Source organism: Streptomyces sp. NPDC048442, from assembly GCF_040651475.1.
Lineage (GTDB): Bacteria > Actinomycetota > Actinomycetes > Streptomycetales > Streptomycetaceae > Streptomyces.
This window is the reverse complement of the sequence record NZ_JBEZKB010000002.1, coordinates 291113-304845: the sequence shown is the minus strand read 5'-3', so window position 1 is coordinate 304845 and position 13733 is coordinate 291113. Positions and strand designations below refer to the sequence as shown.

At 70.8% G+C, this 13733-nt stretch carries 14 protein-coding genes; 7 read left to right on the top strand and 7 right to left on the bottom strand.

The genetic code is table 11. The features are described from left to right. The first annotated feature begins 33 nt into the window (after positions 1–33). The gene (locus AB0D18_RS05190; RefSeq protein WP_362413007.1) at positions 34–1758 is read left to right on the top strand and encodes a glycosyltransferase; all 1725 of its coding nucleotides are present in this window, start codon (positions 34–36) and stop codon (positions 1756–1758) included. A 148-nt stretch (positions 1759–1906) separates the two neighbouring features. On the opposite strand, the gene AB0D18_RS05185 is transcribed toward AB0D18_RS05190, so the two are convergent. Beyond that, the gene (locus AB0D18_RS05185) at positions 1907–2362 is read right to left on the bottom strand and encodes a MarR family winged helix-turn-helix transcriptional regulator (RefSeq protein WP_362413004.1); all 456 of its coding nucleotides are present in this window, start codon (positions 2360–2362) and stop codon (positions 1907–1909) included. A 97-nt stretch (positions 2363–2459) separates the two neighbouring features. On the opposite strand from AB0D18_RS05185, the gene AB0D18_RS05180 reads away from it, so the two are divergent. The 4 genes from AB0D18_RS05180 (at position 2460) to AB0D18_RS05165 (ending at position 6638) form a co-directional block, all read left to right on the top strand. Continuing rightward, complete coding sequence (locus tag AB0D18_RS05180; RefSeq protein ID WP_362413001.1) at positions 2460–3602, top strand: hypothetical protein; 1143 nt, start codon at positions 2460–2462, stop codon at positions 3600–3602. Positions 3603–3792: 190 nt separating this feature from the next. Continuing rightward, positions 3793–5235, top strand: coding sequence for a DUF2252 domain-containing protein (locus tag AB0D18_RS05175; protein WP_362412999.1), 1443 nt, complete (start codon positions 3793–3795; stop codon positions 5233–5235). Positions 5236–5367: 132 nt separating this feature from the next. Next, the gene (locus tag AB0D18_RS05170; RefSeq protein ID WP_362412997.1) at positions 5368–6210 is read left to right on the top strand and encodes a hypothetical protein; all 843 of its coding nucleotides are present in this window, start codon (positions 5368–5370) and stop codon (positions 6208–6210) included. A gap of 83 nt (positions 6211–6293) precedes the next feature. After that, positions 6294–6638, top strand: coding sequence for a rhodanese-like domain-containing protein (locus AB0D18_RS05165; protein WP_362412994.1), 345 nt, complete (start codon positions 6294–6296; stop codon positions 6636–6638). An 88-nt stretch (positions 6639–6726) separates the two neighbouring features. Here the strand turns inward: AB0D18_RS05165 and AB0D18_RS05160 are convergent, their stop codons facing one another. The 6 genes from AB0D18_RS05160 to paaA all read right to left on the bottom strand — a co-directional run bounded on the left by AB0D18_RS05160 (position 6727) and on the right by paaA (position 11621). Continuing rightward, positions 6727–7878: an acyl-CoA dehydrogenase family protein gene (locus AB0D18_RS05160; RefSeq protein WP_362412992.1), complete on the bottom strand. Its 1152-nt coding sequence runs from the start codon at positions 7876–7878 to the stop codon at positions 6727–6729. A gap of 134 nt (positions 7879–8012) precedes the next feature. Next, positions 8013–9077, bottom strand: coding sequence for a 2Fe-2S iron-sulfur cluster-binding protein (locus tag AB0D18_RS05155; protein ID WP_362412989.1), 1065 nt, complete (start codon positions 9075–9077; stop codon positions 8013–8015). Beyond that, entirely contained in the window at positions 9078–9620 is a 543-nt protein-coding gene (gene paaD / locus AB0D18_RS05150; RefSeq protein ID WP_362412986.1) for a 1,2-phenylacetyl-CoA epoxidase subunit PaaD, read from the bottom strand. Then, positions 9614–10339 (bottom strand): 1,2-phenylacetyl-CoA epoxidase subunit PaaC, encoded by a 726-nt coding sequence (gene paaC, locus AB0D18_RS05145; protein ID WP_362412983.1) that lies wholly within the window; start codon positions 10337–10339, stop codon positions 9614–9616. Before paaC ends, paaD begins: the two co-directional genes overlap by 7 nt. Beyond that, on the bottom strand, positions 10336–10635 hold the full coding sequence (gene paaB, locus AB0D18_RS05140) for a 1,2-phenylacetyl-CoA epoxidase subunit PaaB (RefSeq protein WP_362412980.1): 300 nt from the start codon (positions 10633–10635) through the stop codon (positions 10336–10338). Before paaB ends, paaC begins: the two co-directional genes overlap by 4 nt. Beyond that, on the bottom strand, positions 10632–11621 hold the full coding sequence (gene paaA / locus AB0D18_RS05135) for a 1,2-phenylacetyl-CoA epoxidase subunit PaaA (RefSeq protein ID WP_362412977.1): 990 nt from the start codon (positions 11619–11621) through the stop codon (positions 10632–10634). Before paaA ends, paaB begins: the two co-directional genes overlap by 4 nt. A 121-nt stretch (positions 11622–11742) precedes the next feature. On the opposite strand from paaA, the gene AB0D18_RS05130 reads away from it, so the two are divergent. Continuing rightward, entirely contained in the window at positions 11743–12417 is a 675-nt protein-coding gene (locus AB0D18_RS05130; RefSeq protein WP_362412974.1) for a DUF5819 family protein, read from the top strand. Between the two features lie 5 nt (positions 12418–12422). After that, positions 12423–13724: an HTTM domain-containing protein gene (locus tag AB0D18_RS05125; RefSeq protein ID WP_362413429.1), complete on the top strand. Its 1302-nt coding sequence runs from the start codon at positions 12423–12425 to the stop codon at positions 13722–13724. The last annotated feature ends 9 nt before the right edge of the window (positions 13725–13733 follow it).

Genomic DNA, 13733 nt, shown 5'->3' with positions numbered 1-13733 from the left:
GCCGGGCCGGTGTCTTGCTGGTCGGAGGCGGTTGTGACGCGGTCGAGGCTGTTCGGTGTCGGTGCGCTGGTGCTGACGGTGCTGGCTGCGGCGCAGCAGCTGATGCTGGCCGTGGGTCTCGGGGGATGGCTGCCCGGGTGGCAGCCGTGGCCCTATCTGCTGCTTGCGGCGGTGCTCTGGCTGGTAGCGAAGCCCTGGTGGCTGGAGAACGGGCCGCGCGGCGCCGGAGTTCCCGGGTTCTGGACGCGGGCGGAGAAGTGGCTGCGGCGGATCCCGGTGTGGGTGTACGTGGTCGGGGCACTCGCCCTGAGCGCAGGGGTGTGGGCCTGGCTGCAGGACTTCGAGCCGTACCTCGGTCACGAGGAAGCGGTCTACGCGAACAAGGCACGTTTCTGGTTCGACGGGACGCCGGATGCGGGATGGGGCGTCTACCGGCCGGTCGGACTGCCCGCGCTGGGCACGCTCGCGCTGTGGCTGACGGGGTACGAGGGGTACGCCTCGGGCGGCGGCATGGGGGCGCTGCGGGCGGTCGCGCTCGTACTGGCGCTGGTGATGCTCTGCACGACGTACCTCGTGGCACGCGCGTGGACGTCGCCGAGGCGGGCCGTGGTGGTGACCCTGGTGCTGCTGAGCGGGCTGGGGTTCCTGCGGCGGGTGCCGGAGTACCTGAATGACATCGGGTCGACCGCGTTGCTGCTGATGGTCGTGTTCCTGCTGGTCAGGGCGCAGGAGCGGGCGGGCACCAAGGCGGGCGCGCGGGCGCTGCTGCTCGTGCCGTTCGTCGCGCTGGCCGCCTTCTATCTGCGGTACGGAGTGGTGGGCAACCTCCTGGCCGTCGCGCTGGCCGGCGTCTTCGCGTACGGGCCGCGGGCCTGGCTGGCGCTGGGGTGGCGGCTGTGGGCGGCGGTCGGAGTGCTCGCGCTGGGTCTCGTACCGCACTTCCTGTACGCGACGGAGCGCACCGGGAAGCCGCTGGGGATGATCCTTTCGGCGACCTCGCAGGCCAACCGGGAGTACGTCGGCGACGGGCTGGTCTATTACCTGAGCGTCTTCCCCTATCGGCTTGCCGGGGACCTGGGCGCGGTGGTGATGGCCGCAGGTGTGTGCGCGGCTGTCGCGGCGTGGCTGCGGGTGCGGCGGGGCGGCGGTGCGGGTGGCACGGGTGGCACGGGCGAGGGGGCGCGGGCCGACGACCGGCGGCGGGTGTTCCTGGGGGCTGCGGCGCTGCTGGTGTTTGTGGTGCTGGGGGTGGCGACGGACGGGGAGCCGCGGTTCGTGTACCTGCCGGTGACACTGCTCACGATCCTCGGCGTACAGGCGGTGGCGGAGCTCGCGCGGGCGTGGGCGCCGCGGGTGCTGGTGTGCGTGGGCGTGCTGGCCGGTCTGACGGTGTTCGGCACGGCGCAGGCGGTGGCGCACGGGGCGATGCCCGGCCCGGCTTCACTGGGTGCCTCGACGGTGCCGGTGGCACGGGCGCTGGTGGCGCAGGACGGGGAGAGCTGCCTGATCGTCACGGGATACGAGCCGGAGTTCGGCTGGTACTCGGGGTGCGACGCGGTGACGTACCGCCAGTACCGGGGGATGAAGGTGGAGCCGGGGACCCGGGTGAGCTTCGTACGGTTCGAGGAGGGACGGCTGCAGCCCGACGCGGCGGGGGTGCGGCAGCTGATCGGCGGCCGTCCGGCCACGCTGCTGCGGATGCCGGCGGCGAACGGTGGGTCGGCGGGGGCGGCGACGGTGTGGAGCGTGCGGTTCTAGCGTCGCCCCTTTGTGCTGGTCTGTTCTGACGTCTGTTCTGGTCTGTTCTGACGTCGTCTCGTTGAGGCTCTGGCGCCGTCTGGGTGGGGTTGGTTCCGGCGTCGCCTCTTTGAGGTGCGGGTGATTCCGGCGCTGTTGCGGCGGTGCTTCAGCCGTGGCTGTTGTTGTAGCGCAGCAGGTAGGACGCGAAGCGGGTGAGGTCGGCCTCGGACCAGTCGGCGAGGCGTTCCTGGTAGGCGGCGTGGCGGCTGGCGTGGGTGGCCGTGAGGGTGGCCGCGCCCGCCTCGGTGGGGTGCAGGACCTGGACGCGGTGGTCGTCGGGGTCGGGGCGGCGTTCCACCAGGCCGAGCCTTTCGAGGGCGGTGAGCTGCCGGCTGACGGTGGACTTGTCGAGCATGTAGTGCGCGGCGAGGTCGGTGGCGCGGCAGCCCTGCTGGTCGTGGATGTGCGCGAGGAGCGTGTACGAGACCAGGGGCAGGTCCGGGTGGAGCCGGGCGGCGGCGGCGCGGGCCCGGCGGGCGAAGGCGGTCAGCTCGCGCTCGATGGTGTCGACGGCGGTGGTGCGCCGGGGGTGCCCGGGGTCCTGGGGCTGCTGGGTGGTCATGGGGTTGTTTTGCCCTCCGCTCGATTGGTTGTAGAGTACATCCATCGATGTGGTTGTAATTACCAACCACTGTGTCGTGTCCCCCTGGAGTCTGTTGATGTCTGCGTCCCCCATAGGTAAGAGCAGTACGGGAGCGTCGCTGCGGCACGTGCTCGGTCACCTCGTCACCCCGCTGCTGATGTGCATCGGAATGGGGCTGGCCTACCTGGGCGCCTTCCACGCCCCCGAACCGCACAATCTGCGGGTCGACGTCGTCGGCTCGGGAACGAGTGCACAGGTGCTGGCGCAGACGCTGCACGAGAAGGGTGCGGGCGCACTCGACGTACGTACCGTCGCGGACCGGTCGGTGGCGCAGTCGCAGCTCATGGACCGGGAGATCTACGGGGCGTACGTGCCCGGCGCCGAGCCCGAGCTGATGGTCGCCACGGCCGGGTCCGACACGACCGCGACCGTCGTCCAGAAGGTCTTCACGGAGGTGGCGGCGGAGCAGGGAGCGCCGCTCAAGGTGACGGACGTGGCGCCGGTGTCGTCCGGCGACCCGACGGGGCAGGGGCTGTTCTTCCTGCTCGTCGCACTGAGCATCGGCTCGTACGCCTCGGTGGCGGTGATCGGCGGAGCCGGTGCGGTGCTGCCGCTGCGGATCAGGGCGCTGCTCGCGCTCGGCATGTCGCTCGTCGTGAGCGCGATCGGGGCGGTCTTCGCGGGACCGCTCTTCCACCTGGTGTACCAGGGGCTGGCCGGAGTGTGGGCGATGTCGTGGCTCTACGCGGCGGGCATCCTGCTGGTCGGCGTCGGGCTGCACACCTTCCTCAAGAGGTGGACGACGCTGGGTGTGATGGTGCTGTTCGTGATGCTCAACTTCACCAGTTCCGGCGGCATCTTCAAGCCCGAGCTCCAGTCCGGCTTCTTCGCCTCACTGCACTCCTTCTGGAACGGTGCCGGCTTCATCGAGGGTGCACGCGGACACGTGTACTTCGACGGGAACGGTGTGGGACGCAGCGTGCTGGTGCTGGCTCTGTGGTTCGTGGTGGGGGTTGCCGTGATGGGTGCGGCGGGACTGGCCGAGGCGGCTCGGCGGCGCAGGGAGGCTGTGGTGCCGGCTGGCGCGGCGCCGGTGGCCTCGGGCGCTTTGGAGGCCTCGGGTGACTCAGGTGTCTCGGGTGTCTCGGGTGCCTCGGATGCCTCAGGCGTCTCGGGTGCCTCGGTCGAGGAGGAGTTGGAGGAAGCGGTCGGCGTGTGAGCCGGGTGTGAACGCGAGTGGATGAGAACGGCTCCGGACCTGGTCCGGGGCCGTTCTTCATACTTTTCCTGGGTTGTCCACAGGGGGTTGGGGCACGGAAGCGACAACGGCGTTACGGTCGTGGGGAATTGATTTCGGGGCTGCGGCAAGCGGCTCCTGGGGCGGTACGGAGCGGGGGAGGCGACACGTGATGAGCGAGGCCGGAAAAGAAGCGGGGACCGCACGGATTCCAGCGGTGGAGGGCTTCGCGCAGCGGGCCGTCCCGGGCGCGGGGAAGCCGGGCGCCGGGCAATCCGTGTCGCGCAAGCAGGAGGGCAAGGCACTGCGTGCCAGGGCGCCGCGAGGGGCGCACCGCACGCTGGTGCTCGACGCGGGACGCCCGGACGCGCTGCGCGCCGTCGAGGAGTCCGGCCGGGGGCGAGTCGCCTCCCTGACACCCCTGCGGGTAGGACGGATGGCTGCCACCCCCTTCTCCTTCCTCCGTGGCGCCGCCGGACTGATGGCGTACGACCTGGCGGGCACGCCCGTCAGCGGAATCGGCGCGCAGATATGCGGAGACGCGCACGCTGCGAACTTCGGTCTCTACGGGGACGCCAGGGGCCGCCTCGTCATCGACCTGAACGACTTCGACGAGACCGTCGTCGGACCGTGGGAATGGGACGTCAAACGGCTCGCGGCGTCACTGGTACTGGCAGGACGCGAGGCCGGAGCCGACGAGGACACCTGCCGGCAAGGGGCGTTCGACGCGGTGGGCGCCTACCGGCGGACCATGCGGCTGATGGCGAAAATGCCCGCGGCCGACGCCTGGAACGCGATAGCCGACGAGGAACTCGTCTCCCACACCGACGCCCGCGACCTGCTGGGCACCCTGGAGAAGGTCTCCGAGAAGGCCCGCAGGAACACCAGCGCCCGCTTCGCCGCCCGGTCCACGGAGCGGGGCGAGGACGGCAGCTGCCGCTTTGTGGACGCACCGCCGGTACTGCGCCGGGTGCCCGACGCCGAAGCGGCGGCCGTGGCCTCGGCACTCGGCGAGTACCTGGGCACCGTCGCGCAGGACCGGCTGCCGCTGCTGGCCCGGTACGCGATACACGACGTGGCGTTCCGGGTGGTCGGCACCGGCAGCGTGGGCACCCGGTCGTACGTGGTGCTGCTGCTCGACCACCGGGGCGAGCCGCTGGTGCTCCAGGTGAAGGAGGCCCGGGTCTCGGCGCTGGCCCCGCACCTCCCGAAGGCCGGGTTCGCGATACCCGGGCCGGACCACGAGGGCCGGCGGGTGGTGCTCGGACAGAAGCGCATGCAGGTGGTCAGCGACATCCTGCTCGGCTGGTGCACGGTCGACGGACTGCCCTTCCAGGTAAGGCAGTTCAGGAACAGGAAGGGGAGTGTGGACCCGGCGGCCCTGGAAGCCGACCAGGTCGACGACTACGGGCGGATGACCGGCGCTCTCCTCGCCCGTGCCCACGCGCACAGCGCCGACCCGGAGGTCGTCGCCGGGTACTGCGGGAAGAACGAGGAGTTCGACGAAGCCGTCGCCGACTTCGCCGTGGCCTACGCGGACCGCACGGAGGCCGACCACGCGGTCCTGGCGACGGCGGTCAAGAACGGGCGGATCGCGGCGGAGACGGGGGTGTGACGGGGGCACGTCAGATGGAAGCGAAGGAAGGAGGAGGAAGGAGGAGGAAGGAGAAGGAGGGAGGAAGGAAGGGGAAAGAAGGGGAAGTAGTGCGGGGAGCTTCCTGAGCGGGTGGGACCGTAGGCTGGCTGGGTGACTCAGGATGCCGCCGGGGGACCGGCTACCCCCAAGGAAGACGTACAGCCCGCCGAGGGTGCGGCCGGTGACCGGCCCGAGGCGCGGCTGGAGAAGGCCGTGGGGGCTGCCGAGCAGGCGCTGATCGAGTTCGAGATCGCGGTGGACACCTTCCGGATCGAGGTCGAGAACTTCTCCCGCCTGCACCACCAGAAGCTCGGCCCGATGTACACACGGCTCGACGAGCTGGATGCGCAGATCGCCGAGGCGAAGGCCCGGAAGACCGGGGACCCGGAGGACCTGGCGAAGGCGCAGGAGGCGCGGGCGCTGGTCATGCCGATGCCGGGCGTGGAGGAGCTGTTCCACGACTGGATGGACTCCGACGGGCTGTCGCCGGAGGCCGCAGCGATGCTGACCGAGCAGCCGGTGCGGCCGCCGGAGCGGGTGCGGCCCAGCGAGGAGGCCCGGAAGGTGTACCGCGAGCTGGTCCGCAAGGCGCACCCCGACCTGGCGCGCGAGGAGGCGGAGCAGGCCCGGCGCGAGGAGTTCATCAGCCGGGTGAACGCCGCCTATGCGCGCGGTGACGAGGCGCAGCTGCGGGAGCTGGCCGAGGAGTGGGCAGCAGGTCCGGTGCCCGAGGTGCGGCGCAGCGAGAGCGAGGAGCTGTATGCGCGGCTGGAGTGGCTCTCGCAGCGCAAGGAGCTCCTGACGCTCGTCGCCCGTGACCTGGAGGAGAGCGCCATCGGGTCGATGCTGCGGATGGCGCCGGACGACCCCGACCGGCTGCTGGAGGAGATTGCCGAGCAGTTGCTGGCACAGGTCTCCGAGCGTGAGGACGAGCTTGCCCGGTGGGTGCAGTAGCGTTCCGGGACGGTTGTGGCTGCGCTGCCGCCGCGGCCGGTGTGAAGGAACTGTCTGTGTGTGTACGAGAGAAGGCCTGACCCATGAATTTCGCCTCCATGCCCTCGGTGGACGTCGCGTCGGTACCGGCCGACGGCCTGGTGCTGGACGTCCGGGAGGCCGACGAGTGGGCGGCCGGACATGTCGAGGGTGCGCTGCACGTGCCGATGAGTGACTTCGTCGCCCGGTTCGGCGAGGTCACCGAGGCGGTCGCGGACGGCCGCCGTGCCCATGTGATGTGCCGGGTTGGCGGGCGGTCCGCGCAGGTCACGCAGTACCTGGTGCAGCAGGGCATCGACGCGGCGAACATCGAGGGCGGGATGCTCGCCTGGGACGGCGCCGGCCGGCCGATGGTGGCCGACGGCAGCGCCCCCGCGTTCGTGCTCTGAGGGTTCTGAGGGCTCTGAGGGTTCTGAGAGGTCGGAGAGTCCGGGGCCTCTGAGCGCCCGGGAGCTCTGAGATGTCCCCGGACGGGTCCTAGCCCAGCGGGTGGGCGGCCAGCAGGTCGCCCAGGGCTTCCTCGTGGGCGGCGGCCGGGCCGAGGGAGAGCTCCAGCTGCTTGGCCCAGGCGTGGTAGCGGTGCAGCGGGTAGTCGGTGTCGGCGCCGAAGCCGCCGTGCAGGTGCTGTGCCGTCTGGACGGTGCGGCGTACGCCGTCGGACGCCCAGATCTTGGCGACCGCGACGTCCCCGGCGAGGGGCAGTGCCCCGCCCGCGCCCCCGCCACCCCCGCCCGTGCTGAGGCGCCAGGCGGCCTGCCAGAGGGTGGCTTCCATGGCGCGCAGGTCGATGTAGCGGTCGGCGGCCTGGACGGCGACCGCCTGGAACGTGGCGACGGGGAAGCCGAACTGCTCACGCTGCGAGGTGTATTCGGCGGACATCGCGAGGACGTGTTCCCCGATGCCGAGGGCCTGGGCGCAGGTGCCTGTGGTGAGCAGGGCGTGCAGCCACTCCCATGCGGCTTCGTCGGTGATTGTCTCGTGGGGTGCGGTGCGTACGGAGTCCAGGCGCACCTCGGCGAGGAGTTCGCCGCTGGTGGAGACCTGGTCGGTGAGTGTGACACCGGTACGGTCGCGGGGGATCAGGGCGAGTACGGTGCGGCCCTCGCCGGTGTGGGCGGGCACCGCGATCCGGTCGGCGTGCTGTGCCCACGGCACGACGGTCTGTACGCCGTCCAGGACCCATTCGTCGTGGTCCGGGCGCCGCGCGGTGACGGCGAGCGGGGCGGGGTCGTGTCCGGTGCGGCCGTGCGCTGCGGCCGTGAGGACCAGTTCGCCGCGCCCCACCCGGGGCAGGAGCTCTTCGGCCAACTCCTTTGTTCCGTACCGCTGTACGGCCAGTGCGACCGCGCTCGTCTCCAGCAGGGGGACCCGGGCGAGGACCTTCGCGGACTCCCGCAGGACGAGGCACAGGGCGATCGGGTCCAGGCCCGCGCCGCCGTGTGCCGGGTCCAGCAGCAGGCTCAGCAGGTCGGCGCCCGCGAGCTTCGCCCACAGGGGGCGGTCGAAGTCGTCGGCGACGGCGCCCGGGGTGAGTGCCGGGCTCGGTACCGCGTCGGGCGCCGCCCCGGCGAAGACGGCCTTCGCCGCTTCGGTGGCCGCCTGCTGCTCCTCGGTGAAGGTGAAGTCCACTGCCTGCCCTCCCGTACCCGTGCACACACTGACGTCTGACGGTGCGTCAAGATAGAACACGTTCTACAGGAAGGGAATGGCGGTGCGGGCGCGGAACCCGTCTCGGGTTGCCGCACTCCTGCTTCACCCGTGTTTCAGCGGTCGAAGTCCAACTCCACTTCCCCGGTGGCCGGATGGGACTGGCAGGCCAGTACGTACCCCGCCTCGGTCTCCTCCGCCTCCAGCGCGTAGTTGCGGTCCATCCGCACCTCGCCCCGCACCAGGAACGCCCGGCACGTCCCGCACACCCCGCCCTTGCAGGCGTACGGAGCGTCCGCGCGGGCTCGCAGTACCGTCTCCAACAGTGATTCGCCGTCCTGGACCGGCCAAGTGCCGGACCTGCCGTCGAGCGTCGCGGTCAGCGTGCCGCCCACGGCGGCGGGGACGGTCGCGGCCGGAGCGGCGGAAGCGGGACTGTCGTCGACGTGGAAGATCTCCTCGTGGATACGGTCCCGGGCGACCCCGAGCCCGCGCAGCGCCCGCTCGGCGCCCTGCACCAGGCCCAGCGGACCGCACAGGTACCAGCCGTCGATCTCCTCGACCGGCAGTAGCGCCGGAAGGAGTCCCGTCAGCCGCTCCTCGTCGAGCCGGCCGGACGGCAGCCCCGACTGCTGCTCCTCCCGCGAGAGTGCGGTGACCAGCTGGAACCGGTCGGGGAAACGGTCCTTGAGGTCGGCGACCTCCTCCAGGAACATCGTCGACGCCGCCGTCCGGTCGCTGCGGACCAGGCAGAACCGGGCGTCCGGGCACCGGTCGAGCAGCGTCGCCGCGATCGAGAGGACCGGGGTGATGCCGCTGCCGCCGACGACCGCCGCGAAGTACCCGCTCCGCGGCTCCAGCGTGAACCGGCCCATCGGCGGCATTGCCTCGACGGTGTCCCCGACCAGTAGTTCCTTGAGCGCGTACGTCGAGTAGGAGCCACCGTCGACGAGGCGGATGCCGACCCGCAGCACCGGTTCGGCGGGGGCGGCGGCCGCGGGCGCGCAGATCGAGTACGTGCGCCGGACCTCCTGTCCGTCCACGACCCGCCGCAGCGCCAGGTGCTGCCCGGGGACGTGCCGGAAGGTCTCGTGCAGCTCGGGCGGCACGGCGAGGGTGACGGCCACCGCATCGTCGGTGAGCCGCTCGATGCCCCGGACCCGGAGTGGGTGGAACGGCATCTACAACTCCTTGAAGTGGTCGAAGGGTTCACGGCAGGACACGCAGCGGCGCAGCGCCTTGCACGCGGTGGAGGAGAACCGGCTGAGCAGTTCGGTGTCGATGGATCCGCAGTGCGGGCAGCGGATGGCGAGAGACAGGGGTATCGGCTCCGGAGCGGCACCGTTGGAGACGGCGCTGCCGACCTCGCGGGTCGTGCGCGGCGGTGCGATCCCGAACTCGGCGAGCTTGCGCCGCCCCTCGGCGCTGATGTCGTCCGTGGACCAGGCCGGGGCGAGGACGGTGCGGACCGTCACCTCGGCCATGCCACCGCTCTCGTGAAGTATCCGCTCGATGTCCGCCGACATCGCCTCGATGGCCGGGCAGCCGGTGTACGTGGGGGTCAGTTCGACCTCGACCCGGCCGGGCCCCGAGACGTGGACGGCGCGCAGTACGCCCAGCTCCGCCAGGGTGAGGACGGGCAGTTCCGGGTCGGGAACCGAGCCGGCCAGGCGCCGCAGCTCCCCCTCCAGCGCGGTCTCCTGCCGTACTTCCCCGGTCACCATGTCGCCCCCGGGTGGCTGCGGTGCAGGTGCTGCATTTCGGCGAGCATGGGGCCGAACGGCTCGGTGTGCAGGCCCTGCCGTCCGGCGCCCGCCGCCCACCCTCCGGCACGCGGCGTCTCGGGCACGGTCAGCGTGGCCCGCTCCAGGACGTCCGTCACGGAGGCCAGCCAGTCGGCCTCCAGCGCCTGCCGGTCGACCCCTTCCAGGCCTTCGACCGGCTGGAACGGCTCGCCGGTGAACCGCCACAGTGCGTCCACCGCCCGCTGCATCCGCCTGTGGCTCTCGGCAGTGCCGTCGCCCAGGCGCAGTGTCCACTGCTCGGCGTGGTCGCGGTGGTACGCCGTCTCCTTGACGGCCTTCGCCGCGAGGGGCGCGAACTCGCTGTCACCGGCGGCCAGTTGTCCATACAGAAGGTGCTGGTAGGTGGAGAAGTAGAGCTGCCGGGCGAGGGTGTGGGCGAAGTCGCCGTTCGGCTGCTCGACGAGCTGGACGTTGCGGAAGGACCGCTCCTCGCGGAGGTAGGTCAGTTCGTCCTCGTCGCCGGCGAGGGAGAGCAGGATCCGGGCCTGGCCGAGGAGGTCCAGCGCGATGTTGGCGAGGGCGACCTCCTCCTCCAGTACGGGGGCGTGGCCCGCCCACTCCCCCAGCCGGTGGGAGAGGATCAGTGCGTCGTCGCCCAGTGCCAGGGCTGCCGTCCGGGAAATCGCCGCCGCGGTCACAGGTGCTTCACCCCGTCCGGGATCGCGTAGAAGGTGGGGTGGCGGTAGGGCTTGTCGCCGGCCGGTTCGAAGAAGGAGTCCTTCTCGTCGGGGGAGGACGCGGTGATCTCCGTGGACGGCACCACCCAGATCGAGACGCCCTCCGACCTGCGGGTGTAGAGGTCGCGCGCATTGCGCAGCGCCATCTCGGCGTCCGGGGCGTGCAGGCTGCCCGCGTGGGTGTGGGACAGCCCGCGGCGGGAGCGCACGAACACCTCCCACAGTGGCCAGTCGTGGTTGCTGCCGGTGCCGGTCATGCCGCTTCCCCCTTGTGCTTACGGTGCTTGCTCGCGTAGGCCGCCGCCGCGTCGCGCACCCAGGCGCCCTCTTCGTGCGCCCGGCGGCGCTGGGTGATCCGCTGGTCGTTGCAGGGGCCGTTGCCCTTGAGTACTTCCCGGAACTCGGCCCAGTCGATGGCGCCGAAGTCGTAGTGCCCGCGCTCCTCGTTCCACCGCAGGTCGGGGTCCGGGAGGGTGAGGCCGAGGGACTCGGCCTGCGGGACGGCGATGTCGACGAAGCGCTGGCGCAGCTCGTCGTTGGAATGGCGCTTGATCTTCCACTCCATGGACTGCGCGGAGTGCGCGGACTGGTCGTCGGGCGGGCCGAACATCATCAGCGACGGCCACCACCACCGGTCCACCGCGTCCTGCGCCATCGCGTGCTGCGCCGGGGTGCCCTGCGAGAGGGCGAGCAGTGACTCGTACCCCTGGCGCTGGTGGAAGGACTCCTCCTTGCAGATGCGGACCATGGCGCGGGCGTAGGGCCCGTAGGAGCAGCGGCAGATCGGGACCTGGTTGGTGATCGCGGCGCCGTCCACCAGCCAGCCGATCGCGCCGACGTCGGCCCAGGTCAGGGTCGGGTAGTTGAAGATCGACGAGTACTTCTGGCGGCCGGCGTGGAGCTTGTCGAGGAGCTCTTCGCGGCTGGTGCCCAGGGTCTCGGCGGCGCTGTAGAGGTAGAGGCCGTGGCCGGCTTCGTCCTGCACCTTGGCCATCAGGATGGCCTTGCGGCGCAGCGAGGGGGCGCGGGTGATCCAGTTGGCCTCGGGCTGCATGCCGATGATCTCGGAGTGGGCGTGCTGCGCTATCTGGCGGACCAGGGAGGCGCGGTAGGCGTCGGGCATCCAGTCGCGCGGTTCGATCCGCTCGTCGGCGGCGACGGCCGTATCGAATGCCGCCTGGTGCGCTGCCTGATTCGCCGGTTCCGTCCCCGGCGGGGTCTGCTCTGCCGTCACTGTCGTCATCCTGGCCCCCTGTGCCACCTACCGACCGATCGTTCGGTTCATTGACTTCAATGGTGGGGCGGCGGCCCGTAGGGTGTCAACCTCTGTGGATAACTGGCCGACACGTGCTGATCGGGGCGGGATGGATTCGTACGACGACAAGGCCGGGATCGCCGGGCTGTCCTTCCGTTCCCAGGTCGTCGCGGCTCTCGCGCTCGCGCTGGTCGGGGTCACCGCCCTCGTCCACCTCGGGATGGTCTTCCTGCACGTCAGCCCGTCCAACACGGTGACCAAGGAGAACGGCGCGGTGGTGGACAAGTGGATCAACCCCGAGTTCGAGCAGAACTGGAAGCTCTTCGCGCCCAATCCGCTCCAGCAGAACATCGCGGTCCAGTCCCGCGCCCAGATCCGCACCAAGAGCGGCCAGTGGCGCACCACGGAGTGGATCGACTTCTCCGCCAAGGACGCCGAGGAGATCCGCAGCAGCCTGCTGCCCAGTCACACCGTCCAGAACGAACTACGCCGCGGCTGGGACTTCTACACCGGCTGGCACGACGAGAACAACCGGTCGCTGGGCATGCGCGGCAACCTCGCCGAGCGATACGTCCGGCGCATCGTGCTGGAGCGGATGTCCGCTCTTGACATGGGCGGCGCCGTCGTCCGCATCCAGGTCCGCTCGCGTACGACCTCGGTGAAGCCGCCGCCGTGGAGCACGGAGAAGGTGGCCACCACACCCTCGTACCGGGTGCTGCCCTGGTGGACGGTGACACCGGCCGACCTCACGAAGGTCGCGGAAGAGGCAGGGGTGACCAAGTGAGCAGCCTGATCCGCCTTCGGCAGGGCCTCGGGCGAGGCCTGCGGACGGGCGTCCAGTACGTCACCTCGGCCGCTCTCGGCCCGTACCAGACGGCGGTCGTCCGCATAGGGTTCGCCGCCACCTGGCTGGTCTTCCTGCTGCGCGAGCTGCCCCACCGGCACGAGCTGTACGGGCCCGAGGGGCCGTGGAGCTGGGGCATGGCGGAGCAGATCATCGCCGACAACAAGGCGTTCACGGCGCTGATGTGGGCCGACAGCACCCTGTGGTTCGAGCTCGTGTACCTCCTGGCGATCGTGTCGAGCGTGCTGCTGCTGATCGGCTGGCGCACCCGGACGACGTCCGTCCTGTTCATGATCGGCGTGCTGTCCCTGCTGAACCGCAGCGTCTTCATGGGTGACGGCGGAGACAACGTCATTCACCTGATGGCGATGTACCTGGTGCTCACCCGCTGCGGACAGGTGTGGTCGCTGGATGCGCGCAGGGTGCGTGCGGCGGGCGGCGCCGTCGCCGCTGTCGTACGCGACCGGGTGGGCCCCGCCCTGTGGACGGTGCTCGGCGTCGCCCTTGCGGTGGCGACGTTCATGGGAGTCATGAGCTGGGGCTGGGTCCTCATCTTCTGGACGCTGCTGCTGGTCCACGCCCTGTGGTGGGCGGTGTGCCGGTACGCGGACGGTGAGCCGCGGCTGCTGATGAACGTCCTGACGAACCTCGTGCACAATGCGGGGCTCCTCGTCATCATGGTCGAGGTCTGCTTCGTCTACGCGACGGCCGGCTGGTACAAGGTGCAGGGTTCGCGCTGGCAGGACGGCACCGCGATCTACTACCCGCTGCACCTGGACTACTTCACGCCCTGGCCGGAACTGTCCGCGCTGCTCGCCTCCAGCGGCACGATGGTGATGGTGGTGACGTACGGAACGGTGATCGTGCAGGTCGCGTTCCCGTTCACGCTGTTCAACAGGCGGGTGAAGAACGTCCTGCTGGCGCTGATGATCGTGGAGCACGCGAGCATCGCGGTGCTGCTCGGGCTGCCGTTCTTCTCGATGGCGATGATCGCCGCGGACGCGGTGTTCCTGCCGACGGTGTTCCTGGTGTGGCTGGGCGGGCGCGCGGGGCGTGTACGGGACCGGGTGCTGCCTCCGGGCAAGGCCGTGCAGCAGCGTCGTGAGCCTGTCGACGGGCCCGTACGCTCGTGGGGTGAGCAGCGAGAACACCCCTCAGCCCGAACAGAGCGCGACCGGTCCGAGCGAGTCGAGCCGGAGCGGGTCGAGTCGGAGCGGGTCGAGTCCGAGCGAGTCGAGTCCGAGTGAGCCAGGCTT